Source organism: Olsenella sp. SW781, assembly GCF_012027725.1.
Taxonomy (GTDB): Bacteria; Actinomycetota; Coriobacteriia; order Coriobacteriales; family Atopobiaceae; genus Thermophilibacter.
The window spans coordinates 11,581-36,605 of the sequence record NZ_SJOU01000009.1; the positions used below are offsets into that span (position 1 = coordinate 11,581).

Annotated in this window: 22 protein-coding genes; 20 read left to right on the forward strand and 2 right to left on the reverse strand. The window is 66.1% G+C overall.

The window, feature by feature from the left end; genetic code table 11:
- Nucleotides 1-159: 159 nt before the first annotated feature.
- From E0L17_RS06610 to E0L17_RS11240, 4 genes are all read left to right on the forward strand, one after another.
- Nucleotides 160-1,920 (forward strand): ABC transporter ATP-binding protein, encoded by a 1,761-nt coding sequence (locus E0L17_RS06610; RefSeq protein ID WP_167930467.1) that lies wholly within the window; start codon nucleotides 160-162, stop codon nucleotides 1,918-1,920.
- 530 nt (nucleotides 1,921-2,450) lie between these two features.
- Complete coding sequence (locus E0L17_RS06615) at nucleotides 2,451-3,248, forward strand: hypothetical protein (protein ID WP_167930468.1); 798 nt, start codon at nucleotides 2,451-2,453, stop codon at nucleotides 3,246-3,248.
- A gap of 263 nt (nucleotides 3,249-3,511) precedes the next feature.
- Entirely contained in the window at nucleotides 3,512-3,976 is a 465-nt protein-coding gene (locus E0L17_RS06620) for an LPXTG cell wall anchor domain-containing protein (RefSeq protein WP_167930469.1), read from the forward strand.
- A gap of 230 nt (nucleotides 3,977-4,206) precedes the next feature.
- Complete coding sequence (locus tag E0L17_RS11240; RefSeq protein WP_167930470.1) at nucleotides 4,207-5,895, forward strand: DUF6273 domain-containing protein; 1,689 nt, start codon at nucleotides 4,207-4,209, stop codon at nucleotides 5,893-5,895.
- A 181-nt stretch (nucleotides 5,896-6,076) separates the two neighbouring features.
- On the opposite strand, the gene E0L17_RS06630 is transcribed toward E0L17_RS11240, so the two are convergent.
- The gene (locus E0L17_RS06630; protein WP_167930471.1) at nucleotides 6,077-6,952 is read right to left on the reverse strand and encodes a pyridoxamine kinase; all 876 of its coding nucleotides are present in this window, start codon (nucleotides 6,950-6,952) and stop codon (nucleotides 6,077-6,079) included.
- A 313-nt stretch (nucleotides 6,953-7,265) separates the two neighbouring features.
- Between E0L17_RS06630 and E0L17_RS06635 the strand changes: the two genes are divergently transcribed.
- The 7 genes from E0L17_RS06635 to purN all read left to right on the forward strand — a co-directional run bounded on the left by E0L17_RS06635 (nucleotide 7,266) and on the right by purN (nucleotide 12,851).
- Nucleotides 7,266-7,574 carry a BrnT family toxin gene (locus E0L17_RS06635; RefSeq protein WP_167930472.1) on the forward strand — a complete coding sequence of 103 codons (309 nt, stop codon included), beginning with the start codon at nucleotides 7,266-7,268 and terminating at the stop codon, nucleotides 7,572-7,574.
- Complete coding sequence (gene brnA / locus E0L17_RS06640; RefSeq protein WP_167930473.1) at nucleotides 7,525-7,899, forward strand: type II toxin-antitoxin system BrnA family antitoxin; 375 nt, start codon at nucleotides 7,525-7,527, stop codon at nucleotides 7,897-7,899. Before E0L17_RS06635 ends, brnA begins: the two co-directional genes overlap by 50 nt.
- A gap of 85 nt (nucleotides 7,900-7,984) precedes the next feature.
- Nucleotides 7,985-8,446, forward strand: coding sequence for a 5-(carboxyamino)imidazole ribonucleotide mutase (purE, locus tag E0L17_RS06645; RefSeq protein WP_167930474.1), 462 nt, complete (start codon nucleotides 7,985-7,987; stop codon nucleotides 8,444-8,446).
- Nucleotides 8,447-8,458: 12 nt separating this feature from the next.
- The gene (locus E0L17_RS06650) at nucleotides 8,459-9,568 is read left to right on the forward strand and encodes a class B sortase (RefSeq protein WP_167930475.1); all 1,110 of its coding nucleotides are present in this window, start codon (nucleotides 8,459-8,461) and stop codon (nucleotides 9,566-9,568) included.
- Nucleotides 9,569-9,619: 51 nt separating this feature from the next.
- The gene (gene purF / locus E0L17_RS06655) at nucleotides 9,620-11,119 is read left to right on the forward strand and encodes an amidophosphoribosyltransferase (RefSeq protein WP_167930476.1); all 1,500 of its coding nucleotides are present in this window, start codon (nucleotides 9,620-9,622) and stop codon (nucleotides 11,117-11,119) included.
- 36 nt (nucleotides 11,120-11,155) lie between these two features.
- Entirely contained in the window at nucleotides 11,156-12,247 is a 1,092-nt protein-coding gene (gene purM / locus E0L17_RS06660) for a phosphoribosylformylglycinamidine cyclo-ligase (protein WP_167930477.1), read from the forward strand.
- Nucleotides 12,237-12,851 (forward strand): phosphoribosylglycinamide formyltransferase, encoded by a 615-nt coding sequence (gene purN, locus E0L17_RS06665; RefSeq protein WP_167930478.1) that lies wholly within the window; start codon nucleotides 12,237-12,239, stop codon nucleotides 12,849-12,851. Before purM ends, purN begins: the two co-directional genes overlap by 11 nt.
- 335 nt (nucleotides 12,852-13,186) lie before the next feature.
- On the opposite strand, the gene rlmD is transcribed toward purN, so the two are convergent.
- The gene (gene rlmD, locus E0L17_RS06670) at nucleotides 13,187-14,353 is read right to left on the reverse strand and encodes a 23S rRNA (uracil(1939)-C(5))-methyltransferase RlmD (protein WP_167930479.1); all 1,167 of its coding nucleotides are present in this window, start codon (nucleotides 14,351-14,353) and stop codon (nucleotides 13,187-13,189) included.
- Between the two features lie 141 nt (nucleotides 14,354-14,494).
- On the opposite strand from rlmD, the gene E0L17_RS06675 reads away from it, so the two are divergent.
- The 9 genes from E0L17_RS06675 to E0L17_RS06715 all read left to right on the forward strand — a co-directional run bounded on the left by E0L17_RS06675 (nucleotide 14,495) and on the right by E0L17_RS06715 (nucleotide 24,915).
- Complete coding sequence (locus E0L17_RS06675) at nucleotides 14,495-15,514, forward strand: SPFH domain-containing protein (RefSeq protein ID WP_167930480.1); 1,020 nt, start codon at nucleotides 14,495-14,497, stop codon at nucleotides 15,512-15,514.
- Nucleotides 15,515-15,526: 12 nt separating this feature from the next.
- Nucleotides 15,527-15,703, forward strand: coding sequence for a type II toxin-antitoxin system antitoxin (locus E0L17_RS06680; RefSeq protein WP_167930481.1), 177 nt, complete (start codon nucleotides 15,527-15,529; stop codon nucleotides 15,701-15,703).
- 217 nt (nucleotides 15,704-15,920) lie between these two features.
- Nucleotides 15,921-17,996 (forward strand): elongation factor G, encoded by a 2,076-nt coding sequence (locus tag E0L17_RS06685; RefSeq protein WP_167930482.1) that lies wholly within the window; start codon nucleotides 15,921-15,923, stop codon nucleotides 17,994-17,996.
- 134 nt (nucleotides 17,997-18,130) lie between these two features.
- The gene (locus E0L17_RS06690; RefSeq protein ID WP_167930483.1) at nucleotides 18,131-19,315 is read left to right on the forward strand and encodes an FprA family A-type flavoprotein; all 1,185 of its coding nucleotides are present in this window, start codon (nucleotides 18,131-18,133) and stop codon (nucleotides 19,313-19,315) included.
- A gap of 129 nt (nucleotides 19,316-19,444) precedes the next feature.
- Nucleotides 19,445-20,473 carry a DUF559 domain-containing protein gene (locus E0L17_RS06695; RefSeq protein ID WP_167930484.1) on the forward strand — a complete coding sequence of 343 codons (1,029 nt, stop codon included), beginning with the start codon at nucleotides 19,445-19,447 and terminating at the stop codon, nucleotides 20,471-20,473.
- A gap of 462 nt (nucleotides 20,474-20,935) precedes the next feature.
- Nucleotides 20,936-22,282: a hemolysin family protein gene (locus E0L17_RS06700; RefSeq protein WP_167930485.1), complete on the forward strand. Its 1,347-nt coding sequence runs from the start codon at nucleotides 20,936-20,938 to the stop codon at nucleotides 22,280-22,282.
- 78 nt (nucleotides 22,283-22,360) lie between these two features.
- Entirely contained in the window at nucleotides 22,361-23,350 is a 990-nt protein-coding gene (locus E0L17_RS10920; protein ID WP_206109042.1) for a cyanophycin synthetase family protein, read from the forward strand.
- A gap of 65 nt (nucleotides 23,351-23,415) precedes the next feature.
- Nucleotides 23,416-23,871 carry a YtxH domain-containing protein gene (locus tag E0L17_RS06710; protein ID WP_167930486.1) on the forward strand — a complete coding sequence of 152 codons (456 nt, stop codon included), beginning with the start codon at nucleotides 23,416-23,418 and terminating at the stop codon, nucleotides 23,869-23,871.
- Nucleotides 23,872-23,880: 9 nt separating this feature from the next.
- Nucleotides 23,881-24,915, forward strand: coding sequence for a PRC-barrel domain-containing protein (locus E0L17_RS06715; protein WP_167930487.1), 1,035 nt, complete (start codon nucleotides 23,881-23,883; stop codon nucleotides 24,913-24,915).
- Nucleotides 24,916-25,025: the final 110 nt, after the last annotated feature.

Sequence of the window (25,025 nt, forward strand, 5' to 3'; positions counted from 1 at the left end):
AGCTGCGTGCCACAGCCTATCGTGGGAGTTGTATCTTCCCTCCCTGTCGCGCCGCCGTTCCCTCGTTCCAAGCTGGGCGGCGGCGCGATCCCCACGCGCGCAAACCGCTGGTGCTACCCTTTTCTACGCACGATTCGCACCGACCGCCAAGGAAGTTCCATGCCCACCAAGCACCGCTCCCTCTTCCGCTCGTTCCTCTCGTACTACCGTGGACAGCGGCACCTGTTTGTCATCGACATCATCGCTGCCGTGACGGTGGCGGCGATCGACCTCGCCTTCCCGCAGATCCTGCGCTCGCTCACGGGCGGCCTCTTTACCGAGGGCCCGGATGCCATCATGGGCGCGCTCGCCTATCTTGCCGTGGGGCTCGTGTGCATGTACGCACTGCGCTTCGTCTGTCGCTACTTCGTGATCTTCTGGGGTCACGTGATGGGCGCGCGCATGGAGAGCCGCATGCGCGAGGACCTCTTCGACGCGTACGAGCGCATGAGCTTCTCGTACTTCGACCACCACAAGTCAGGTGACCTCATGAGCCGCCTGGTCTCGGACCTCTTTGACATCTCCGAGGCCGCGCACCACGGGCCGGAGTTCATCCTCATCGGCATCGTGGAGGTCGCGGGCTCGTTTGTGATTCTCTCCACCATCAACCTGCCGCTCACGGGCGTGCTCGCGCTCATCGCGTGCCTGCTCGTGGTCTACAACGTGTACGCAAACTGGCAGATGCGCGCCGTCTACACCGAGAATCGCGTCCGCATCTCCGGCGTGAACAGCCGTCTCGAGGACTCCCTCGCCGGCGTGCGCGTGGTCAAGAGCTTTGCCGCCGAGGACGTGGAGCGCGACAAGTTCCGTCGCAGCAACAACGCCTATCTCGACTCAAAGACGCGCATGTACCGGGCCATGGGCCGCTACCAGGCGGCCATCGCGGTGATGATGGGCGCTCTCAACACGGCCGTCGTGGTCTTTGGCGGCTGGCTGATCGCAAACGGTCAGATGCAGGCCATCGACCTTGCCACCTATGCGCTTTACATCTCGCTCTTCACCACGCCCATCACGAGCATCCTGGACTTCACGGAGACGTTCCAGAAGGCAATCGCCGGGTTCAGGCGCTTCCGCGAGGTGCTGGACACCCAGCCCGACATCCAGGACAAGACCGGTGCCCCGGAGCTGCGCGTCACCAAGGGGGCGGTCAGCTACCATGACGTCTGCTTCGCCTACCCCGGGGCGCATGGCGAGAAGGACGACGTGGTCATCCGCGGCCTCAACCTGGACATCGCGCCCGGCAAGACGATCGCGCTCGTGGGCCCCTCCGGAGGCGGCAAGTCCACCACGTGCTCGCTGCTGCCGCGCTTCTATGACGTTGATTCCGGGTCCATCACCATCGACGGCCAGGACGTGCGCGACGTCACGCAGCGGAGCCTGCGCGAGGCGATCGGTCTCGTGCAGCAGGACGTCTACCTGTTCGACGGCACCATCGCGGAGAACATCGCGTATGGAAGCCCCGACGCGACCATCGAGGAGATTCGCGACGCCGCGCGCAAGGCCAACATCGCCGAGTTCGTGGAGAGTCTGCCGGATGGCTATGAGACCGAGGTCGGCGAGCGCGGCAGCCACCTCTCTGGCGGTCAGAAGCAGCGCATCGCCATCGCGCGCGTCTTCCTCAAGAACCCGCCGATCCTCATCTTCGACGAGGCCACGTCCGCGCTGGACAACGAGTCCGAGCAGGCCGTCCAGGAGTCCCTGGCTGAGCTCGCGCGCGGGCGGACCACGCTGGTGATCGCCCACCGCCTCTCCACCATCAAGGGCGCGGACGAGATCGTCACCATGGAGGGAGGTCGCGTCTCCGAGCGCGGCACCCACGAGGAGCTCCTCGCCCGCGGCGGGACCTACGCACGCTACTACGCCATGCAGTTCGCGGGATAGCCGGGGGTCGCGGCCGCGAGTCCCAATATCCCGCTCCCCATGCCAGCGCCGCCCCCACGAGTGACGCGTATTGGACGGACGGGGCCTCCCGAAGGGGCCCATCCGTCCAATACGCGTCACTCGTGGGGGCGGCGCCTGTGCACCTGCTCAGCAATTGCTTGCTTAATGCTGTTTCGCGCGGCAGTTACCTGTCGCCGAAAGAAGGAGAGAAGATCGTGTCAATACGCATGCGACCTCCGTTTTTCCTTTTTTTCCTAATTTTTCCTTTTTTTCTTATTCAGTCAAGTGGCGGGGTGATTCGTCATTCTAGTAATCAGGCTTCTGCATAGAGATTGATCGCAGAAGTCTGGCATGGGCCGTAGCCTGGCCAAGATGACCCACGACGTCTGCCCGTCGGGCTATTCTGGACCTTCTGCCAGCGCGGGACGGCTCGGGACAGCTCATGACGCGAGGGCGTATACTGACACAAGGGCTATTCTGACCGCGCGCTGCCTTCTTGGCCGCCTGGTCCTGCGACGGGGAAGAGAGAGATGGCAAAGAAACGCGAGATCGCGCGTATCCAGAAGGGTGCGCTTTCGCCTGACGAGGCCGAGGCGCTGTTTGCGACCGTCGACCACACCGGTCACTCCGACGAGGAGCGCGCCCGTCGCCAGCGCGCTCACCGCAAGGAGAAGGGCGTCTCGCTCGACATCGACCCCCTGTCTGAGGAGGACCCCTCCGGCTCCAACGTCGGCAAGGTCATTACCAAGACCGCCGTGTCTTTCGTGGTGATCTTCCTGGCGCTTGTGGTTGTGGGCCAGGTTGCCTTTGGCTTCATCCGCCGAGCCAACACGTCTAACCTCACGGAGAGCGTCACCGTGCGCACCGTTGCCTCCGCGCTGCGCGGCGGCGTGGAGTGGGGCAACGGCTTCACGCAGTTCCCGGAGGACTTCTCCGTCCAGGAGGCGGACGAGAACACCGGTCGCGTCGAGGTCACCGTCACGGACACGAGCTCTGAGAACGCGCTCGAGTGCTTTGCCGGCTCCGGCGTCCAGGCCCAGGCCTTCGCGGTCAACTGCCTGCTCAACCCCAACATCAACACTGTCGTGTATCACGTCAACGTGCATATGAGCGAGGACGGGCAGATTCAGCAGTCCGCGCTCTTCGGCTTCCTCAAGCCCACGGGGGACGTGACGTCGTACATCACCTACGTGTGGACCAAGACGCAGTCCGCGGACGGCGTCCAGCTCTCGCTCCACATCACGGGCCTCGACGAGTCCATCCAGGGCGAGCTGCGCGATAAGATTACGACGTCCTTCACGCCGGTCCAGATTCTAAGCGGCAACTAGGGCGGCTGAGCGTCAAAGGAGGGGCGCGCCGTGATATGACGGCGCGCCCCTTTTACGTTTCAAGCCCCCCTCTTCGGGCGGGTCGGGAAAATTAATCCGCCCTTTAGGCACCTCCCAAAAAGGCCAACTGGGAAAACGTCATCTTTGGGGGTCCAGAGGGCGGATTAATTTTGGAGCAGAGGCCGCTACCCGTCCATGCGGCGCTCGCGAGCCCACTCGGCGGCGGCGCTTGCAAGGGCCGAGAAGAGCGAGCACCGCTTTCCGTGCCGCGATGGAGCGTCAGCACGACTTGCGTCTTCCGGCCATGTTGCCAGCGCCTCCCTGAGGCCGGTGGTCGTGTATCGCCTCTTCTGATCTGCGTTGAGTCCGCGGACGAGCAGCTCAGCGAGCCCACGGGCGTTGCCATCAAGCCATGTGGGGACCTCGGGGCACTCTTCGAGTATGCCGAGTACGACTTCGCCTCTCCCGTGACGGGCGACCTTATTCTCTACGCATCCTACGTCAAGAACGCCGAGCCGAGCGTTCCTGAGCAGGATCAGCCCGCAGCTCCTGCGCCCAGCGACGAGGTGAGCCCCGAGCAGGCCAAGGCGGACGCCGCTGCCGAGGCCGAGGCCAACGTCCCCGAGACTGGTGACGCTACCAACGCCACCGCTGTTGCGGGCATCGGTATCGCCGGTCTTGTCGCCGCGGCCGCCAGCTTCTTCCTTCGTCGTCGCAACGAGCAGTAAGCTGCTCTCACAGAGCTGACGACTCGCAAGGGCCGCACGGGTTCCCGTTCCCGTGCGGTCCTTTTCTCTTGGCGGTCCTCGGTTTTCCGCCCTTGGCGGTCGGTTGGCAACGCGCCCCTCAACGGCCCCTTTATACGGCACCGTCTATCGACGGTCTGCGACGTTCTAATACTTCCCTAACCTCTGTCGTGTTAACGTAAAAGCTTGGAGAGCTAGGGAAGGGACCCAACGTGAAGTGCAAGAAGTGCGGTGAGGAGCTGCCCGAGAAGGCTCGTTTCTGCCCTGGATGCGGTGCCCCGGTCGAAGAGGTGCCGGCACCCAAGAAACTCGAGGAACCCCTCGACCCCATGGCTGCCGGCGCGGTGCCGCTGGTGCCCGTCGCGCCGCCGCCTCGCGCGGTGCGCGTGACGCCGCGCATCCCGCGCCCGTACGTCCCCCACAGCAGCCAGAGCGCCTCTCGTCGCTCGCCCTACACGCACTACAACGCCTCCTATGACGCGCTGCGTCCCGAGGAGAGTGCCGCGGCGAGGCGGACGCTCCGGGAGCGCGCGGCGTCCGCCTCGCCCGCGTCGCAGGAGCCTCCGGTGCAGGAGCAGGAAGCGTTCGACGTCCCGAAGACGGTGGAAGCCGCCGAGGCAGCCCCCGCCGAGACGCTGGACGCCGAGAAGACCGTCGACTTTGCCATGCCCGCCGGCGAGGCTCCCGCCGTCTCCGAGCCTGAGTCCGAGCTCCAGCAGGAGCTGCAGGACCTTCCCGGTCTGGATGACGCCCCGTCCGCTGAGCTTGACGACACGTCGAGCATTCAGTTCCAGCCTGCGGTCGACGCCCTGCCTGACTTTGAGCCCGCTTCCGCCGTCGTAGATGATGAGCCCGCCTCGTCGTTCCCGACGGAGGCCTTCGACCGCGTGAGGGACGGCGCCGCGCGCGTGAGCGACCGCATGAAGAGCTTCCAGCCCGATCGCCGCATCGTTCTCGGCGTCTGCGCGGCTATCGCCGCTGTTCTCGTTGGCGGCGTGTGCTATGCGGTTGCCACGAGCTGGCTGGGGCCGTTCGCCCCGAAGGACGAGCCTGCGCCCCCGGTCGAGCAGCCCTCAACCGAGCCGGTCGAGACGCTCGAGCCCCAGGAGGAGCAAGAGGAGGAGCCCGCGCCGGAGGAGGGCTCCCCCGAGGTCCGCGCCGCCTTCGCCGACTACTCGTGGGAGGAGCTCTCACAGATCTCTGCGCTCATCGCCGATGCGTCGAGCGATGACGAGGGGCTTGAGATTGCCGCCCAGTACAACCTGTGCGACGCCTCGGGCCGACTCAACATCGAGAACACCAAGGACATGGCGCTTGCCGACGGCACCGTCGTCCCCGTGACCATCGCCGGGTTCCGACACGACGACAAGGCCGACGGATCGGGCGTCGCTGGCATCAGCTTCGTTACTCGTGCGTCTGTTGGCACCCAGCCGCTCAACGCCTCTGGCGAGGCGGTCCTGTGGGAGCAGGCCACCCTGCGCTCGTGGCTCAACCAGTCCCTCATGGGCCAGCTGCCCGAGGACCTTTCCGCCGCCATCGTGCCCGTGAGCAAGATCACCAACAACCCCGCCAGCGTGGGCGGCGGCCAGTCCATCACGGCCGAGAGCATCTGGATTCCCTCGTGCTCCGAGCTTTCCGGGGACGTTGCCGCACAGACCACCAACGGCGACTACACCGGGTACCAGATGGAGGGCTCGCAGTACCAGGTCTATTCCGACGCCGGCGTGACGTGGAACGACGGCTTTGACTATCTGCGTCTGAGCAGCGGGTCGGACTGGTGGCTCCGCACGCCTGAGCCGAGCGCCGGCATGTACTACATGACCGTCACGCCGGAGGGCAGCCCGCACTACTATCGCAACGGCGGGCGTGAGCTGGCCGTTGTCGTGGGGTTCTGCCTCTAAGGCATAGTTGAACGCCTTGTTGCCGCCCGCGGGATCGTTCGGGTCCTGCGGGCGGCAACGTCGCATAACCCGACAAAACGAGCGAAATACGCCCTGAAATGTCAGGTTATGCGACCTTGAAACGAAGAGCCCCGCCTCTAGGGGCGGGGCTGGGTGACGCGTTTTGGCCGGAATCGGCGTGTTATGCGAGAAGTGCGGTCACGTCTCCGAGCACGCTCTCAAAGCTGACGCCGCGGACCTGATAGTCGGGCTGCTCCGGCGTGATCTCCATCGCGTGACGGACGAGGCTTCCGGCAAACTCGACGGCGGAGAGCAGGTTCTTTCCGGCGTAAATGGCCGCGGTGAGGCCAGACGCAAAGAGGTCGCCCGTTCCGTGGAGCATGTAGGGGAGCAGCTTGCTCGAGACCTCCTCGACGTCCCCGCCCACCACGCTCACGTAGTTGCGGATGATGCTCTCGCCCTCGTGGACAACGCCCTTGAGCACCACGGACTTCGCTCCCATGCCAAGGAGCGCGTCCATCATGCCCCCGATATAGCCCTCGTCGACGTCCTGTCCCGCATAGGCGATGCCGGTGAGGATCGAGGCCTCGGTGAGGTTGGGCGTGAGCACGTCGGCGCCGTCCACCAGGCCCTTCATGGCCTCGCACATCTCATCGGTATAGGTGGGGTACTTGGAGCCGCCGTCGCCCATCACCGGGTCCACGATGCGGAGCGCCTTGGGGTACTCGCGATAGAGGCGCAGGATGGCGTCAACCTGCTCGGCTGAGCCTAGGAAGCCCGAGTAGATGCCGTCGAGCTCGATGCCCTCCTCGCGCCAGGCGTCGAGGTACTCGGTGAGCATGGGCGTGGTGTCGTGCATGTAGAACTTGGGGAAGCGCGTGTGCGCAGAGAAGAGCGACGTGGGCACGGGGCACACGTCGATGCCGGCCGCCGAGAGCACCGGGATGGCCACGCCAAGGGAGCACTTGCCGTAGCCGCACAGGTCGTGAACGGCCGCGACGCGCGGCAGGTAGCCGCCCTCGCGCTGGTAGAGGTACAGATTGCTGGCGTTGTTCATGGGATTCTCCTTTGTCCGCGGACTGATGGACCAGCGTACGCAGGCAAGGATAGACCTTTTTTCGCCGCGCGGCGCGCTGACGTCCCAATTGCCCAGTCTCTTATCGCCAATGTGCGCGCGGTGTGGAGGAAAGATTGCCGATTCAATTCCGGACGGTTCTCCGCAGGGGTTCCTGCCAGCAGGAAGTCAGGTGGCGTGACAGCTGCGTGAGAGGTTGGTGGAAGCTTCGGGAAAGTGCCCTCTGCTAGGGTGGGCGCCATAAGCGCATCGAATCAATACCAAATCAATATCTTTGCTATAGTGGGGAGGAGCGATGAGGCCAAAGGATTTTGAGTGGGACCCGGAGAAGAGCAGGAAGAACTTCGAGAAGCACGGAATTGATTTCGTGGCGGCGCAGGCGCTCTGGAATCGGCCAGTCCTGCAGAAGCCGACCAAGCCAGGAAGCGATGACGAGCGCTATGCGGTGTTCGGAATAATCGGTGGGATTCATTGGACGGCGATTGTCACCTATCGCAAACAGCACGTGCGCATCATATCGGTAAGGCGTTCGAGGAAGAAGGAGGTCGAGGCATATGATCGTTTCAAAAGATGGCAAGAGAAAGATAACCGTCGAAGAGTTTGACGAGATGTTCGACAACGGCGAGGACATCAGTGACTTCTTGGACGATGAGAACGCCAAGTGGATTGAGCCCGACCCGGACGCAATCTTCATAACTACGCTCACCAAGAAGATTAACCTCGATCTGCCCATACACATGGTCAAGCAGATCGACGAGCAGGCGCGTCGGTGCGGCCAGCCCCGCCAGAGCCTGCTCAGGACGTGGATCTGGGAGCGCCTGCGCGAGGAGCAGGAGCGAGACCTTCGCCTGGGAATTCCGCCCCTGAAGGTAGAGCCGTCCGTGATCGTCCAGGACCCCAGGAAGGAGACCGCGGAGAAGCAGGCGTGACCGTGTGCCCGCGCCCTTGCGCCCGTGGTCGCTCGCTGCCGGTCGCGTATACTGGGGGAGCGAAAAACCAACCGAGAGGAGCATCATGGCAGACCAGCCGCTCGTGGGAATCATCATGGGGTCCAAGTCCGACATGCCCACCATGGAGGGGTGCACCAAGCAGCTCGAGGAGCTGGGCGTTCCGTACGAGCTGGTCATCGCCAGCGCGCACCGCAACCCCGACAAGGTCCACGAGTGGGCGGGGTCCGCTGCCGACCGCGGCCTCAAGGTCATCATCGCCGCCGCCGGCAAGGCCGCGCACCTCGGCGGCGTCGTTGCGGCCTTTACGCCGCTGCCCATCATCGGCGTGCCGATGAAGACCTCCGACCTCGGCGGCATGGACTCGCTGCTCTCCATGGTCCAGATGCCCTCCGGCGTGCCGGTGGCCTGCGTCGCCATCAACGGCGCCAAGAACGCCGCCATCTACGCCACGCAGATCCTCGGCGCCACCATGCCCGAGTATCGCGAGAAGATCGTCGAGTTCAAGCGTCAGATGGCCGAGGCCTAAGGAGAGCCACGCATGGCGTCTCACTTCAAGCAGCCCGAAGGGACCGACCCGCGGGGATTCGTCCGTTCTTCTCGCCCGTCGCCGAGGTCGGCTCATGCTGCGCCTCGATACGCGACGGACGATGACGCGTCCCGGCGCCTGCGCACCCGCCGCGGCGGCGACGAGTCATACCACGCTCCGGTGGGCAACCCGCACGCCGCGGGCATGCCGCGAGCGAGCGAGGGGTTCGTCTCCGTGGTGTCCGATCCTGGTGGGTCGTCCCGTGGGCATGACCGTCGGCGCAGAGAGCCGCACTTCGTCGAGACCGATCCATATGACCTTTCTGGGCGCCGGAGCCGGGACCCCAAGAAGCGCGTGGCGCGGGTGCTCTCGGTCATCCTGTTCGTGGTGGGCATCGGTCTGATTGCCGCCGCGGCCGGCATGTTCATCTACAACCAGTGGCAGTACGGCGAGCAGGACCGCATCAACGAGGAGCTTGCCGAGTACGCCACCCTCTCGGACGACGGCTCGACCGCCCCGCAGGTCGACTGGGAGGGCCTCAAGGCCGTGAACGGAGACGTGGTCGGCTGGGTGCAGATTCCGGGCACGGGGGTCAACTACCCGGTCTATCAGGCACAGGATAACGAGAAGTACCTGCATACCAGCGCAGAGGGGACGTACTCCCTCGGTGGTCAGGTCTTCCTGGACTACGAGAACGCAAAGCCGGGCATGGCCGACGCCCAGACAATCGTCTATGGCCACCACCTGCGCAACGGCTCCATGTTCAAGCCGGTCTCCGACATGCAGGACCAGCAGGTGTTCGACAGCGTCTCAACCGTCTGGTACGTGACGGAGGAGGCGAGCTACGAGCTCGAGCCGCTGTTCATCTACCAGACCACCGCTGATGACACCAACGTCCGCCAGTTCAACTTTGGCTCAACGGACGAGCTGCACACCTACCTCTCCGGCCTGCTGGGCCAGGCGGTGGCGAGCCGGAGCGACGCCGCCCAGGTCATCAACGGGATGACCAAGGCGCTCTCGCTCTGCACCTGCTATTACGAGGACAGCGACAAGGGCCGCGTCATCCTCGTGTGCGCACTCAAGTCCGAGGCCGCGGCGGCGACGGCAGCCGCGGGCGAGTAAGGGGGAAGGGTGACGACGCTCTCTGGGGACACCCTCGCGACGAGGGGCGAGATGCCCCAGCCTACCGATTGCCCTGACGACAAGCTGCACGAGGAGTGCGGCGTCTTTGGCGTCTGGGCTCCGGGGCGTGACGTCGCGCGCATGACGTACTTCGCCCTGCGCGCCCTGCAGCACCGTGGCCAGGAGTCCGCCGGAATCGCCGTGGGCGACGGGCGGACGGTTCTTATCCGCAAGGACCTCGGCCTTGTGACGCAGGTGTTCTCCGACGCCGACCTCGCGGCGATGCCGGGCAAGGTGGCCTGCGGGCACTGCCGGTACGGCACCGCGGGGGCCAAGGGGTGGGAGTCGGCGCAGCCGCATCTCTCCACCATCAACGACGTCATCATCGCGCTCGCGCACAACGGGACGCTCGTCAACTTTGACAGCCTCCGCCGCGAGCTCATCGAGATGGGAATCCCCTTCCGGTCGAGCACGGACTCGGAGGTCGCTGCCAAGCTCATCGGATACTTCACGCAGCGCGCCGGCCGCCTGCGCACGGGAATCGCGCACACGATGCGCATGCTCGAGGGCGGGTACGCCATGGTGCTGGTGCGCGAGAACGCGCTCTACGCGTTCCGCGACCCGCATGGCATCCGCCCGCTCGTCCTGGGGCGGCTGGGCGATGACGGCTGGGTCGTGGCGAGCGAGACGTGCGCGCTCGACATCTCGGGAGCGACGTTCGTGCGAGAGATCGAGCCCGGCGAGATCGTCCGCATCTCGGAGGACGGCCTGCGCTCCGAGCGCGGCTGCGAGCCGGGGTGTCGCGCCGACTGCATCTTCGAGCACGTGTACTTCTCGCGTCCCGACTCCGTGAAGGACGGCTCGAGCTTCTACCTCATGCGCCACAACATGGGTCGCCGGCTCGCTCGGGAGACGCCCGTCGATGCCGACCTCGTGATCTCCGTGCCGGACTCGGGTACGCCTGCCGCCGAGGGGTTTGCGCAGGAGCTGGGAATTCCCTTCGGGACCGGGCTCATCAAGAACCGCTACGTGGCGCGCACCTTCATCCAGCCCACGCCCGAGCTGCGACAGATGGGCGTCCGCCTGAAGCTCAACGCCCTGCCTGACGTGGTGCGTGGCAAGCGACTGGTGATGGTCGACGACTCCATCGTCCGCGGCACCACCTCGCGGCAAATCGTGCGCATGCTCAAGGCGGCGGGCGCAACCGAGGTGCACGTCCGCTCGGCCTCCCCCATGGTCACGTGGCCCTGCTTCTACGGCATCGACACGGCGAACCAGGACCAGCTCATCGCCGCCAACATGTCGCTCGAGGAGATTCGCGCCTACATCGAGGCGGACTCGGTGGGCTTCCTCTCCATCGAGGGCCTGCTCGACTGCGTCCCGCAGGGCGGCTACTGCAAGGCGTGCTTTACCGGGGAGTACCCCGTGGAGATACCCCGCTCGTTCTGGGAGGACAAGTTCCTGCCCGGGTACGAGCCCAACAACCTTGAGGCGGCGTCTGCGACCTCGCATATGCCGCTCGAAGAAGCGGAGCAATGCCTGAACGCCTAGGGACGGCCCCGGGCGATTGTGGCGGAAAGGAGCGAGATGGCCGAGAACACCAAGCATGTGAGCTATGCGGACGCCGGCGTCGACACGGCCGAGGGAGCCCGTGCCGTCGACGCGATCAAGGCCGCCGTGGCAACGACCAACCGACCGGAGGTCATCGGTGGCCTCGGGGGGTTTGGGTCGTGCTTCTCGGCCGCGGCGCTCAAGGACATGGAGGAGCCGATCCTGGTCTCCGGCACCGACGGCGTGGGCACCAAGCTCGCCATCGCGCAGCTGCTCGACCGTCATGAGACGGTGGGCGAGGACCTCGTGGCGATGTGCGTTGACGACGTGGTGCCCATCGGCGCCGAGCCGCTGTTCTTCCTCGACTACGTTGCCATTGGCAAGCTACGTGCCGAGCACGTGGCCAAGATCGTGGGCGGCATTGCCGAGGGCTGCCGCAAGTCCGGATGCGCGCTCGTGGGCGGCGAGATGGCCGAGCACCCGGGCGTCATGGCCGAGGGCGACTATGACCTTGCCGGCTTCGTCGTGGGCGTGGTGGACCGGCCCAAGATGATCGGCCCCGACAAGGTGCGCGAGGGCGACGTGATTCTCGGCCTGCCGAGCTCTGGCATCCACTCCAACGGCTACTCGCTCGTGCGCAAGGTCGCCATCGAGGGCAAGACCGTCGAGGAGCTGGAGACCCCGCTGCCCGAGCTGGGCGGTGAGTCGCTCGCCGACGCCGTGATGCGCCCGACCACGATCTACGCCGGCGGCCTGCTCAAGGCGCTGCGCGCCGGTGCCCCCATCCACGCGATGGCCCACATCACCGGCGGCGGCATCACCGAGAACCTCGACCGCGCCATGCCGGAGGGCCTTGACGCGCTCGTGTATCGCGGGGGAGCGTCTGGCCCTGCCTGGGACATCCCGCCCGTCATCACCTACATGATCAACGCCGCCGAGCTCACGCTCGAGGAGGCGTACCGCACGTTCAACATGGGCGTGGGCATGAGCGTCATCTGCGCCGCCGAGGACAAGGACGCCGTGATGTCGGCACTCGCGGACGCGGGGTTTGCGCCGTTCGTCATGGGCGAGGTCATCGCCGGTGCGCCGGGCGAGAAGGGGAAGGTCGTGTACGACGATGAGCGTTAGGATTGGTGTTCTCATCTCGGGCAGCGGCACCAACCTGCAGGCCCTCATCGACCGGATTGCCGACGGCTCGCTCGACGCCTCCATCGAGCTCGTGGTGAGCTCGCGCCCGAGCGCCTATGGCCTCAAGCGCGCGGAGGCCGCAGGCATCCAGACGCTCACGCTCTCCAAGGACGTGTACGCCGACCCGGAGCAGGCCGACGAGATCATCGCCGCCGAGCTCAAGCGCCACGGCGTCGAGTACGTCATCATGGCGGGCTACATGCGCAAGGTGCACGACCCCATCCTGGCGTCGTTCCCCAACCGCGTGGTCAACCTGCATCCCGCCCTGCTGCCGAGCTTCCCGGGTGCGCACGCCATCCAGGACGCCTATGACCGCGGCGTCAAGGTCACCGGCGTGACCGTGCACTTCGCGAACGCGGACTACGACGCCGGCCCCATCATCGCGCAGCGCGCGCTTCCGGTGGAGGAGGGCTGGTCGGTCGATGAGCTCGAGGAGCACATCCACGAGATTGAGCACGAGCTCTATCCCGAGGTCGTGGGCCTCATCTCTGCCGGCCGCGTTCATGTGAGGGACAACGGGACCGTGGCGATTGACCCTGAGTAGGCGCCGCTCTCCAGACGTTCGCGCGGGTCGTCACCAGTTCGGTGGCGGCCCGCGTCGTATGAGCGGCTGCCATCTCCGTGCAATCAGCGGGATAGTGGAAAGAAATTCGCCGCCGTCCTGCAATCGGCGGGATAGTGGGAAGCCTTTTTCGGCCGTCATTGCCCTTTCTCTTGATAAAAATTGATTCAGATTTAAATATCTGCAGATAGCACAGGCGTCGATACGTGACCCGTCCCCGGAAAAGCTTCCCACTATCCCGCCGATTGCAGGACGGCGGCGAATTTCTTCCCACTATCCGCCTGATTGCGCGCCTCCGCCCCTGGCTGCGGGAAGGCCTAGCGGCGAACCAGCACGGCGACGCTCTCCACGTGCTTGGTGTGGGGGAACATGTCGACCGAGGTCACGCGCTCAATCCGGTATCCCAGCGAGCGGAGCACCTCCACGTCGCGTGCCTGCGTCACAACATTGCAGGAGACGTAGACGATGCGTTCCGGCGCAAGGGCCGCCGCGCCGCCAAGGAACTCCGGAGTGCTCCCGGCGCGTGGGGGATCCATGATGATGGCGTCGAAACGCTCGTTGCGTCCGCGGCCGGCCATCCATTCCGTGGCGTCGGCCGCCACGAACGCGCTCTGTCTCTCGACGCGGTTTGCCTGGGCGTTGCGCCGCGCGCAGGATACGGCGGCGGCAACTCGCTCGACTCCGACGATCTGCAGATTAGGCCGTCGCGCTGCCGCGCAGATGCCGATGGTTCCCGTTCCGCAGTACGCGTCGAGCACGCGGCCTGCGTCGCCGATCCCTTCGATTGCCAGCCGGTAGAGCACCTCGGTCTGCTGCGGGTTGGTCTGGTAGAAGCTCGTGGGGCCGATCTCAAAACGGCACCCAAGCAGCTCGTCGTGCATGATGCCGGGCCCGTAGAGCGTGTGACACAGGCGACCGAGAATGGCGTTCGTCCTGCGGTCGTTCACGTTCTGCACGATGGTCGTGACCTCGGGACAGGTCGCGCGCAGCTCGCCCACCAGGCGTTCGCGGTTCCTGAGCTCGTTCACGCGTGTCACCAGCACGAGCATTACGTCATCGGTCGCGTATCCGCAGCGCACGACGGCGTGGCGCAGTACGCCGGTGCCGCGGTCCTCGTCGTAGGGCGGAATGTGCATCCTCTCAGCGACCCTGGCAACGGCGTTCAGGATACGCCGGCCCCGTCGATCCTCCACGAGGCAGTCGGAGCACGGCACGATCCGATGCGTTCCCGCCGCGTAGAATCCGCTCAGCACGCGTCCGCGTGGTGCATGGGCAAACGGGGTCGCCGCCTTGTGGCGGTAGTGCAGCGGCTCCTCCATGCCGCGGATGTCCTCGAGTGCGCCGCCGTCGGCAAGGACCATCTCGCCGAGGAGCTCCCTGACCTGCTCTTGCTTGCGCCGGAGCTGTATGGGGTAGGGGACCGCGAGCCACTCGCAGCCTCCGCATTCACGCGAAATGGGGCAGGTGTACGTCTTGTATCCCATACGGACCAGTATACCTACCGTTTGCCGATATGCGCCTCAGTCGTTCGCGACAGGCTTGCAAAGAAACCAATGTGATATCACAATGACCTCAGTCGAGGACGCTCACCAAGGGGCGTGCCCGTCACCAGGAAAGGAACTGCAATGACCGTAGAGAAGCAGGCCCGCGCCGCGTCCGGCTGGCCCATGCTCTTCGTCACCCTCGTCGCCTATGCCGCCGCCATCTGGGGCATGATTCAGGGCATCGTCATCCTCGCCACCGCCGAGGAGGCCGGCGTGCCCGCGCCCGTCGCGGGGCCCGCGCTGCTCGTGGGCGGCATCGTGCTGCTCATCGTGGCCATCATCGTCAGCTGCGGCTTCTTCTCGCTGCAGCCCGGCCAGGCCCGCGTGCTCGTGCTCTTTGGCAACTACGTGGGCACCGTCCGCGAGTCCGGCTTCTACTGGGTTAACCCCTTCTACAGCCACAGCCTGGGCTCGGACGGCACCGGCGCCTCCATCGACGTCAGCCTGGAGGAGGGCACCCCGTCCGTGAAGGCGGCCGCGGCCGCCAAGGCGCTCTCCACCAAGGTCTCCCTGCGTGCGCGCACGCTCAACGGCGATCGCCTCAAGGTCAACGACAAGATGGGCAACCCCATCGAGATCGCGACCGTCGTGGTCTGGCACGTGGCAGACACCGCAAAGGCCCTCTTCGACGTAGACCACTATCCCAGCTACGTGTCCATGCAGACCGAGACCGCGCTGCGCCACGTGGCGAGCATCTACGCCTATGACCACATGGAGGACGACGACGCCTCCAACAGCTCCATCACGCTGCGCTCCAACATCGAGGAGGTCTCCGAGTCCCTCAAGGAGGAGCTCGACCGGCGCCTCGCCCCGGCCGGCGTCTCGGTGGACGACGCCCGCCTCACGCACCTCGCCTACGCGCCGGAGATCGCCCAGGCGATGCTGCGCCGCCAGCAGGCCGAGGCCATCATCGCCGCGCGCAAGAAGATCGTCGAGGGCGCGGTCTCCATGGTGGACATGGCGCTCAAGGAGCTCTCCGACGGCGGCGTGGTGGAGTTCGACGAAGACCGCAAGGCCGTGATGGCGTCCAACCTGATGGTCGTCCTCTGCGGCGAGTCCGAGGCCCAGCCCGTCCTCAACACGGGTTCCCTCTACCAGTAAGGCGCTGACGACGTGGCCGCGCGCAAGCAATATCCCCTGCGTATAGACCCAGAGGTCTGGGCCGCGGTGGAGCGCTGGGCCGCCGATGAGATGCGCAGCGCCAACGGCCAGGTCGAGTGGATCCTGCGTGACGCCCTGCGTCGCGCAGGACGCCTCCCCAAGAAGGGCGAGAAGAACGACGACCAGTGAGACAAGGGGGCGGGCCGCGCCACTGGCGTCAGGTTTATTTGGCACGCGCGGTTTGCGTGCCAAATAAACCTGACGCCAGTGGCATGCCCCCTTGTCTCGCCCCCTGCCAACGCCCTCACCGTTCTTATCGCCCGCTGCCCGATATGTGCGCAACGCCGTGACCAAACGTGGGTAAGGTGAGTCACATCGTGCACAGACCCCGTCCAAGGGAGGCATCATGGCTGCAAAGGGAACGGAGAAGGTCAAGAACGTGGTCCTTGTGGGCCAAGGCGGCGTGGGCAAGACCATGCTGGCGGAGGCCATGCTTCACCTGACGGGGCGTACCACCCGTCTCGGCGGCCACGCCGGCACCAAGCCCACGCTTGACTACGACGGCGAGGAAGGGGAGCGCGGCTTCTCCATCTCCACCTCCATCGCCCCGATCATCTGGGAGGGTACGCGCCTGAACGTGCTCGACGCCCCGTGCTACCCCGACTTCGTCGGCGACGCCTACGCCGCCATGAGCGCGTGCGAGACCGCGCTCTTCATGGTCGACGCCGCCTCGGGCCCGGGCACCATCACCACCCGCCTGTGGTACGCCGCCGAGGAGCAGAGCCTCGCGCGCGCGATCTTCGTCAACCGCATCGACCGTCCGGACGCGGACTTTGACGTCGCCATGTCCGCGCTGCAGGACCGCTTTGGCAACAGCCTCGCGCCCGTGACCATCCCGATGGGCTCCGGCGAGGCCTTCAAGGGCATCATCGACGTCGTCCACATGAAGGCGCGCCACCTCGAGAACGGCAAGCCCGTCGTCGAGGACGTCCCCGCCGAGTTCGCAGACGCCGCCGAGGCCGCCCGCGCCCAGCTCACCGAGCTCGTGGTGGAGGCCGACGACGAGGTCATGATGAAGTACCTCGAGGGCGAGGAGGTCACGCAGGACGAGCTCGAGGGCTTGCTCGCCAAGGCCATCCGCGACCGCGTCTTCGTCCCCGTCTTTGCCGGCAGCTGCGTGCGCGAGGAGGGCGTTATCTCCTTCATGGATGCCGCCGTGGCGTGGTTCCCCACGATGGCCGACTTCGGCCGCATTCCGCTCGTCAACGGCGAGCAGCTCGACATCTCCGAGGACGACGAGCGCCCCGTGGTCTTTGCCTTCAAGTCCCTGAACGACCCGCAGAACGGCCGTCTCTCCTTCCTCAAGGTCCTCGCCGGCACCGTCACGCCGGGCATGGAGCTCACCAACGCCCGCACGCGCAAGTCCGAGCGCCTCGGCCACCTCTACCAGATGTGCGGCAAGGAGACCACCGACGTCCAGTCCGCAGCCGCTGGCGACATCGTCGTGATTCCCAAGCTCGAGGCCATGACCGGCGACACGCTCTCCGTCACCGGCAAGGTCGAGGCCGCCGAGTTCCGCTTCCCCAACTCGCTCTACCGCATTGCCATCGAGCCCGACGCGCGCGGCACCGAGGGCAAGCTCTACGCCTTCCTCGAGAAGTCCGCGGACGCCGACCCCACCCTCAAGGTGGAGCGCGACGAGGACACCGGCCAGACCGTCATCTCCGCCATCGGCGAGGCGCAGGTCAGCGTCCTTCTTGACCGCCTTGAGGACCGCGCGGGCATCACCGCCCACACCGTGGCGCTCAAGATTCCGTATCGCGAGACCATCCGTCGCGTTGCCTCCGCCCAGGGCCGTCACAAGAAGCAGACCGGCGGCGCCGGCCAGTACGGCGACTGCTGGCTGCGCATCGAGCCCAACCCGGGCGCCGGCTACGAGTTCGTGGACGAGGTCGTGGGCGGCCACATCCCGCGCGGCTTCATCCCGGCCATCGACAAGGGCGTCCAGGAGACCATGCGCGAGGGCGTGCTCGCCGGCTACCCGATGATCGACGTCAAGTGCGCCGTCTATGAGGGTTCCTACCACCCGGTCGACTCCAACGAGATGGCGTTCAAGACCGCCGCGCGCATCGGCTTCCAGAAGGCCGTCAGCCAGGCCGAGCCCGTGCTGCTTGAGCCCATGGCGCACCTGCGCATCACCGTGCCCGAGAGCTACGCCGGCTCCGTGATGGGCGATGTCTCCGCCTCCCGCGGCCGCGTCGAGGGCATGGAGGCCGGCACCGGCGCCGCGGCCGGCGAGACCACCATCTCCGCCACCGTCCCGTACGCCGAGGTCACCGACTACGCCACCCGCCTGCGCTCGCTCTCCCGCGGCACCGGCGAGTTTGAGATGGAGGTCAGCGGCTACGAGCAGGTGCCGCACGACATCCAGCAGCGCCTGGCGGAGGACTACGCCGCCCGCCGCGCCGCCGGCGAGAAGTAACGTGCAAAAGGGACAGTCACTTTTGCACGCTGCGACATCGTGACCCCCACGCGGGCGGTCGGTCCCCCGGGTCCGGCCGCCCGTTCTGCTAGGATTGACACCGGAGCACTAACACTTAACCACAGGAGGAAATCATGCTCTCCGCAGTTCAGATCAAGCCGGACGTCTACTGGGTCGGCGCGCTCGACTGGAACGCCCGCGAGTTCCACGGCTACACCACCGAGGCGGGCATCACCTACAACGCCTACCTCATCCTGGATGAGAAGGTCACGCTCATCGACACCGCAAAGATCACGTTCAAGGACGAGCTCCTCGAGCGCATCTCCTCGGTGATCGACCCCTCCAAGATCGACGTCCTCATCGCAAACCACGTCGAGATGGACCACTCCGGCTCCACCTCCGTGATCCACGAGCTCGCGCCCGGGGCGGAGATCTACTGCTCCGCGCCGCAGGGCGTCAAGAACATGACCGCGCACTTCGGCGACCTCGGCTATCACGGCGTCAAGACCGGCGACACCCTCTGCATCGGCAAGCGCACGCTGACCTTCGTGCAGACCCCGATGGTCCACTGGCCGGACAACATGGTCACCTACGACGCCTACGACAAGATCCTCTTCTCCAACGACGCCTTCGGCCAGCACTTCGCCAGCTCCAGCCGCTTCGATGACGAGAACGACCTCTGCGAGGTCATGCACCAGGCGCACAAGTACTATGCCAACATCGTGCAGCCCTACCGCGCGCAGGCCACCGCGGCCGTGAAGGCGGTGCGCGGCCTCGGCCCGGATGCGCTCGACATGATCTGCCCGGCGCACGGCGTCATCTGGCGCGGCCACGTAGAGGACATCCTCTCCGCCTACGAGGGCTTTGTCTCCGGCGAGGTCCAGGAGCGTGCGCTCGTGGTCTACGACTCCATGTGGCACTCCACCGAGAAGATCGCCCGCTCGCTCGTGGACGGCTTCCTCGCCGCCGGCATCCCCGCGCAGCTCATGGACCTCAAGGAGAACCACATCTCCAACGTCATGGACGTCTTCATGGACTGCAGGTACGTGTGCGTGGGCTCCCCGACGCTCAACAGCCAGATGCTGCCCACGGTCGCCAGCTTCCTCACGTACATGAAGGGCCTCTCGCCCAAGAACGAGAACCGCGTGGGCCTGGCCTTCGGCTCGTACGGCTGGGCGCCGATGGGTCCCAACAACGTGGCCAAGGAGCTTGAGGCCGCGGGCTTCCAGATGCCGGTGAAGACCCTCGCCATCAACTGGATTCCCTCCGACGAACAGCTCACCGCTGCCACCGAGGCCGTGAAGGAGCTCACGGCATAAGCCCGCAATCGCAAGGCGAGAAGAACGACCGCCCGGGGGCGCCTCCGCTCCCGGGCGGTCTTTTCTCATTAGTATGCTCAGCGAATCCTATATAGTTAACCTGTATTTCCGCTACGGAATGGATGATATATGGCTGAGCAGACTCTGATAATCGGGCATAACACTGCGCTTGAGTTCTGGCGTGCGGCGAGGGTTGCCTCGAGCAACCTCCAGGAGCCTGAGATGGTGGGCAGGACATGCGGCCGCCTGCCTCAGACCCCGACCTCCCTCGCGCGTCGCGCAATCGAGCTGCTCGGTGCCGAGGCCCCGATAGACGCCGTCGTGCCAAAGGTCGGGGCGCGAATGAGGAGCCCGCTCATCAGGGCGCATTCGTGTGGGGCGCCCCTGCCGGCGAATAGCCTCTTCTATATTGATGACGACATCGCGGTCTGTCGGATGCCCGCGGTCCTGGTGCAGCTTGCCCGCGGGTCGACCCCGGTCGAGCTTGCGCGCATCGCATACGAGATGACGGGGACCTACGGCTTCGAAGCAGGTAATAGGTCGGATGTGATCCAGGACCTCCGCCCGCTTCTCGATCTCGGGGAGCTCAAGGGCTACGCCCGCTCATGCTGCGCAACCGGCACGCGCGGGTCAAGAATTGCGTCTGATGCCCTCAGGTGCGTCGTGCCAAACTCCAACTCCCCGCGTGAGACCGACGTTGCGATCATCCTCATGATGCCCCGTTCGGTGGGCGGCTTCGACCTCCCCGGCTTCGCGATGAATCCCACGATCAGGCTCTCTAGCCATCTTGAGGCCATCGTGGGGTCAGACACGCTGACCCCAGACTTCTACTGGCCTGATAAGAAGGTGATTCTTGAGTACGAAAGCGAGAAGTATCACCGGACGCCCGCGGCGATGAACCGCGACGAGCGCCGGCGGCGCGCCTTCGAGAGCGAGGGCTATCGCGTCATGAGGCTCATGAACGACGTTCTGAAAACGAATGACGAGCTCAACAGCTTCATGACGCAGCTCGCCCAGGCCCTTGGGATCTACAGGCGTCCCGCATCCCAGCGCATGCTCGACCGCAGGAGGCAGCTGAGGGAGGAGCTGTTCGGCCCCGTGAGCGAGGAGACTGCAAAGCACGAGATGGAGCACCCGTATACTGGCCCGGTCATCTAGCCCCCTCGCCCCGCTCAACGGTGGCGCGTTTCCTGCAATCAGGGGGATAGTGCGTAAAAAATCGCGTCCGTCCTGCAATCAGGGGGATAGTGCGAAGGGTTCTGGGGCACCGGGTGAGTAGCCGACGAATCGCCAACAGGCATTTTGTGGCTGGATCTGATCAGAGGCCCGCCAAAATGGGCTTCTGAGGCCAAAACGACCTTCACACTATCCCCCTGATTGCAGACCAGCGGCCGGTTTCTTCGCACTATCCCCCTGATTGCAAAAACAGCCTGGTGCCTGACGCGTCGGAGATTGGCGCGGGCTCCCTTGGCCACCGCCTTCCCCCAGCCTAGGCTTCAGATAACGTTGAATGCGCGCACGCCCCAGACCTGCTAAAATCAGTCCATTGTGCCGATGGCTCCATCGTCCCTGCCGGAGGCACGTATCTGACCCAAGACCAAGGAGGTCGCGCACACGCGCATGGACGTAGCCATTAGTATTGTCGTCACGTTTCTGCTCACGCTCGCCAACGGTTATTTCTCCGCGTCGGAGCTGGCCGTCGTATCCGCAAAGCGAGCGATACTCGAACCGGAGGCAGAGGAGGGCGACAAGCGTTCGCAGGCCGTCCTGAAGCTCTCCGCCGACTCGGGCCAGTTCCTCGCCACGATCCAGGTTGCCATCACGCTCGTCGGCTTTGCCTCCTCGGCCTTCGCCAGCACGAGCCTCTCCGACCCGCTCGGCGGATGGTTCATGAGCCTCGGCATGCCGGAGGCCATCGCCCAGCCGCTCGCTCCCGTCATCATCACGCTCGCCGTCTCCTACCTCTCCATCGTGGTCGGCGAGCTCGTCCCCAAGCGCATCGCGCTCGCGGACTCCGAGGGCGTTGCCAAGTCGGTCTCGGGCGTCATCCGCACGTTCATGCACGTCGCGCGCCCCTTCGTCTGGCTGACCTCCAAGTCCGCCAACGGCCTCTCCGCCCTCCTGGGCATCGCCTCCGCCGACGAGCGCGAGGGCGTCTCCGAGGAGGAGATCAAGTACATGGTGACGGACGCCGATGAGCTCACGGATCAGGAGAAGTCCATGATCCACGAGGTCATCGACCTCGGCGACACCATAGCCCGCGAGGTCATGGTCCCGCGCGTCGACATGACGGCGATGGAGGACACCTCCACGCTCTCCGAGGTCCTCACCGTCATGCGCCGCACCGGATACTCGCGCATCCCCATCTACCACGACTCCGTGGACCGCATCGTGGGCATCGCGCACATCAAGGACCTCATCAGCCCCATCCTCGATGACGGCCGCGGTGCCGACGCCGTCGCCGCGCATGTCCGCACCGCCGACTACGTCCCCGACACCAAGGACATCATCCCGCTGCTCTCCGAGATGCAGTCCAGCCACGACCAGATGGTCATCGTCGTCGACGAGTACGGCGGCACGGCCGGCATCATCACGGTCGAGGACATCGTCGAGGAGGTCGTCGGCGAGATCGAGGACGAGTTCGACCCCGACAACAAGTACCTCACCCAGCTCTCCGACCGCGAGTGGCTCGTCGACGGCCGCTTCTCCATCGACGACGCCATCGAGCTCGGCTGGCCCATCGAGGACAACGAGGAGTACGAGACCGTCGCCGGCTTCGTGCTCGAGCTCGCCGACAAGCTCCCGCGCCCCGGCGACGTCATCGAGAAGGACGGCTATCAGTTCCGCGTGCAGTCCATGCGCGGCCGCCGGCTCTCGATGCTCCGCGTCATCGCACCCGAGCCGCCCGCCGAGGAGGACCAGGAGGACGCTGAGACCGAGGAGAACGTCGACTCGTCGAAGGAGTAGAGCCTCTTCCGCCGAGTTTCACTACAATGGGTGAATCACAGTCGCCCGCGTCCCGCGCGGACCGAGGGAGGGAGCTCGATGGCCCAGCTCTTTGACATCCAGAAGGTGACGGTCGGCCCGAGGAACCTCGAGGCCGTGGTTGCCCTTGCCCCGAGCGCTCCCGTCATGACGAGCGACGACATCGAGGGAACCGCCCACGTGTTCGACCTCCTGCCCGGTCTCATGGACCACATCTGCCTCGGGGACTCCTCCGAGCGCTTCACCGAGGTCGCCGGCAACACCGAGCTCGCGCACCTGCTCGAGCACGTGACCGTCGAGCTCCTCGCGCAGACGGACGTCGCCGGGGACATCTCGAGCGGTCGCACCACGCAGCTGGGCGACCGCCTCTACCAGATCACGCTCGCCTGCTCGGACGACGTGCTCGTGGCCGGCGCGCTCTCGAGTGCGGTCTGGATTCTCCAGTGGGCCTTCTCCGGCGCGGGCGACCCCAAGCCGGACGTGGCCGCTACCGTCGAGGGCCTGGTCGCCCTCGTCAAGAGCCTGGACGAGAAGGACGAGGGCTCTTCGGAGCCCGATCTCCCGGCCGGGAATGACGTCGAGCCCGAGCCTGAACCCGAGGCGGAGCCGGCTGTCGAGGAGGCCCCGGCCCCCGCGCCCGTCGAGCCCGCCCAGGAGCCCGAGCCGGCGTGGTCCGAGGAGGAGCCCGCTGAGCCCGCACCCGAGCCTGAGCCTGAGTCCGAGGAGCCGGGCGAGACCTGCGTCATGCATCCCGTTCCCGAGCCCGCGCCTGTCGACGACGCCCCCGAGCCGGAACCCGAGCCTCAGCTCGTGATTGAGGAGGAGCCCGAGCCCGTCGAGGACGAGGAGCCTCTGCCCGATGCTGCAGAGCCGGATGAGGAGCCCGTCCCGTCCCCGGAGCCGGAGGGGCCGGCCGAGGAGCCCGAGGCAGAACCGGAGCCCGAGCCGGAACCGGAACCGGAGCCTGAGCCTGAGCCTGAGCCCGAGCCCGCCAAGCCCGCGGACCCCTGGGACCTCATCGACGCCCCGCGTCCGCACCTCGTTCGCTAGCACGACCAGACGTAATTCGGCGCTGCACGCGCGCCCCGCATAGCACAGACCGACAGGAGGAAGACATGAACAAGAAGACCATCGGCTTTATCCTCGGCAGCATCGTGGGCGCCGGCGCCGGCGTCATCGCCGGCCTCATGCTCGCCCCGCGCTCCGGCGCCGAGAGCCGCGCCATGGCCGCCGACGCCATGAACGACGCCTGGGACTCCGCCGTCGACACCTACGAGCGCGGCGCCAATGCCGTGAACGACAAGATCAACGACTTCCGCCCCACCGTCGACGCCAAGACCGATGAGCTCCGCGCCAAGGTCGACCTCGCCCGCGAGCGCATGGACCAGCTCCGCGAGTCCCTCTCCAACGCCGTTGCCGACGCGTCCTCCCAGGTGAGCGACGCCGTCTCCTCCGTGAGCGACCGCGTCGCCGCCATGGCCGACGACATCACCCCCGAGTCCGCGCCCGCCGAGGCCGTGCACGTCGAGGTCGTCGACGCCGAGGACGACGACGAGATTCCCGCGGTCTAGGCGCCGCCCGTGCTCAAAGTCAGCCAGCTCGTCGGCCTTAAGGTCTTCGCGCCCAAGAAGCCCAAGACACAGAAGGACGGCACCGTAACCGAGCGCTTCCAGCGGCTCGGCAAGGTTCACAACGCGGTCTTCTCGCCCGATGGGAGAAGCGTCGTGGGCCTGCTCGTCAAGCGGCCGGACGTCGCGGGCGTCATCAAGCGGGATGACGCGTTTGTGGCGCTCGACTCCCTCGAGCTTGCCGCGGACGGCACCGTCACGGTGACCCGCCCGAAGGACGGCCTGGATGACGACGCCATCCGCCGCCTCGGCCTAGACTGGGACGCCTGCATCATCTGGTCCGGCATGGACGCTAGGACCACGGACGGCAAGCCGCTCGGCTATGTGTCCGACGCGGAGTTCAGCGAGAAGACCGGCGAGGTCACGCGCTTCTCCGCCACGGATGGCGGCATGGCGCGCGCCCTTCTCGGCTCCTTTGTCATCACGCCTGACATGCTGCGCGGCTATCGCGACGGCTGCATGGTCGTGGATGCCGGCGGCCGCGCCGTGCAGCTGGACGGCGGCCTTGCCGGCGCGGCCGGCGAGGGATACGCCCGCGCCAAGGTCAAGGGCGCCGAGGTGGGAAAGAAGGTCGGCGCTGCGGCGGGCGAGGCCGTGGACAAGGGCTCCTTTGCCTTGGGCAAGATGATCGGCAAGGCCCGGCGCGCCATCAAGGACGCCGCCGAGGAGGGCGAGAAGAGCGAGTCCGCCCCGCAGCCGCCGGCCGTTGAGGCCGCGGACGTGCGCGTGACCAGGCCCGTCGAGGGCCTGCCCGAGCGCGCGGCCGAGGCGCCCGCCAGTGAGGGACGCCCCGCGCCGAAGACCTATCGCCCGGCCGCCGCGAGCGCCCCGCGCCCGGCCGCCAAGAAGCCGGCCTCCCAGCTCAAGAAGAAATCCGGCAGCACCGGCGACAAGGTCGCCCGCGCGGCCGGCAAGCAGCTTGGCTCGCTCGGCAAGATGTTCGGCTCCTTCAAGGACGAGTTCGACAAGGCGAGCAAGGGCGAGTAGCCGCACCCAGCCAGATTGGTGCGCACCTCAGTCATACCCGCTCGTGGACGTGCTTGCATGGCGCACGGGGGACTGGCTGGGGTGCATGCTGTTTGTCGATTGACTATCAT

Excerpts from the sequence above, each read along its gene's own strand:
- E0L17_RS06650 (WP_167930475.1), top strand. The coding sequence starts at position 8,459 with ATGGCGTCTCACTTCAAGCAGCCCGAAGGGACCGACCCGCGGGGATTC.
- purE (WP_167930474.1), top strand. The coding sequence starts at position 7,985 with ATGGCAGACCAGCCGCTCGTGGGAATCATCATGGGGTCCAAGTCCGAC.
- E0L17_RS06675 (WP_167930480.1), top strand. The coding sequence starts at position 14,495 with ATGACCGTAGAGAAGCAGGCCCGCGCCGCGTCCGGCTGGCCCATGCTC.
- E0L17_RS06685 (WP_167930482.1), top strand. The coding sequence starts at position 15,921 with ATGGCTGCAAAGGGAACGGAGAAGGTCAAGAACGTGGTCCTTGTGGGC.
- E0L17_RS10920 (WP_206109042.1), top strand. The coding sequence starts at position 22,361 with ATGGCCCAGCTCTTTGACATCCAGAAGGTGACGGTCGGCCCGAGGAAC.
- purF (WP_167930476.1), top strand. The coding sequence starts at position 9,620 with ATGCCCCAGCCTACCGATTGCCCTGACGACAAGCTGCACGAGGAGTGC.
- E0L17_RS06690 (WP_167930483.1), top strand. The coding sequence starts at position 18,131 with ATGCTCTCCGCAGTTCAGATCAAGCCGGACGTCTACTGGGTCGGCGCG.
- purM (WP_167930477.1), top strand. The coding sequence starts at position 11,156 with ATGGCCGAGAACACCAAGCATGTGAGCTATGCGGACGCCGGCGTCGAC.
- E0L17_RS06700 (WP_167930485.1), top strand. The coding sequence starts at position 20,936 with ATGGACGTAGCCATTAGTATTGTCGTCACGTTTCTGCTCACGCTCGCC.
- E0L17_RS06615 (WP_167930468.1), top strand. The coding sequence starts at position 2,451 with ATGGCAAAGAAACGCGAGATCGCGCGTATCCAGAAGGGTGCGCTTTCG.
- purN (WP_167930478.1), top strand. The coding sequence starts at position 12,237 with ATGAGCGTTAGGATTGGTGTTCTCATCTCGGGCAGCGGCACCAACCTG.
- E0L17_RS06610 (WP_167930467.1), top strand. The coding sequence starts at position 160 with ATGCCCACCAAGCACCGCTCCCTCTTCCGCTCGTTCCTCTCGTACTAC.
- rlmD (WP_167930479.1), bottom strand. The coding sequence starts at position 14,353 with ATGGGATACAAGACGTACACCTGCCCCATTTCGCGTGAATGCGGAGGC.
- E0L17_RS06710 (WP_167930486.1), top strand. The coding sequence starts at position 23,416 with ATGAACAAGAAGACCATCGGCTTTATCCTCGGCAGCATCGTGGGCGCC.
- E0L17_RS06695 (WP_167930484.1), top strand. The coding sequence starts at position 19,445 with ATGGCTGAGCAGACTCTGATAATCGGGCATAACACTGCGCTTGAGTTC.
- brnA (WP_167930473.1), top strand. The coding sequence starts at position 7,525 with ATGATCGTTTCAAAAGATGGCAAGAGAAAGATAACCGTCGAAGAGTTT.
- E0L17_RS06635 (WP_167930472.1), top strand. The coding sequence starts at position 7,266 with ATGAGGCCAAAGGATTTTGAGTGGGACCCGGAGAAGAGCAGGAAGAAC.
- E0L17_RS06630 (WP_167930471.1), bottom strand. The coding sequence starts at position 6,952 with ATGAACAACGCCAGCAATCTGTACCTCTACCAGCGCGAGGGCGGCTAC.